The organism is Streptomyces sp. DH12 (assembly GCF_020873895.1).
GTDB lineage: Bacteria > Actinomycetota > Actinomycetes > Streptomycetales > Streptomycetaceae > Streptomyces.
The window spans coordinates 1-524 of sequence record NZ_JAHWGT010000670.1 but is presented as its reverse complement, the minus strand read 5'-3'; the positions used below and the strand labels follow the sequence as shown (position 1 = coordinate 524).

At 70.4% G+C, this 524-nt stretch carries 1 pseudogene; it reads right to left on the bottom strand.

Annotation, left to right across the window (positions count from 1 at the left end):
• Positions 1-236: 236 nt before the first annotated feature.
• Positions 237-524 (bottom strand): annotated as a pseudogene (locus LPA54_RS36395) (TetR family transcriptional regulator); the annotation flags it as partial.

Here is a 524-nt window from a genome sequence, read left to right as displayed (position 1 = left end):
CGGGTGGTGGACCCGCCGGGACCCGCCCGGACTCCTTCAACGTATGGCACGCCGTGTCAGTCGGCAAGGCACTGCGTGCCAGAACTTGGGCTCAGGTGAAATCTTTACGCATCAGATGAGCGATGATCGATCGAATCGGCCTGGAAACGCAGGTGAAAACCGGCCCTGACATGGCAAAACGGCCACCCCGTGGGGTGGCCGTCATCACAGCGGTGAAGGGCGGTTCAGCGCGAGGTTCAGCGCTCCTTGAGCGCCTGCTCGATGGCCCGCATGACCTCGTCCAGCGGGGCGTCGGTCCGGGCGACGGTCACCAGCACCTCGTCGTGCGCGGACACCGTGGCCGCGGCCGGCCGGGGCGGGGCGGCGGTGCGCCGGCCCGCCATGATCCCCGAGCCGAACGTCTTCCGCACGATCGCGAAGGCGTGGTCCAGCTGCGCCTCCACGTCGCCCTGGCCGCCCGCCCGCAGCCAGCGCCGCAGCACGTGGTTGTGCGCCGTGACCACGGCGGACGCGGCGACCTCCGC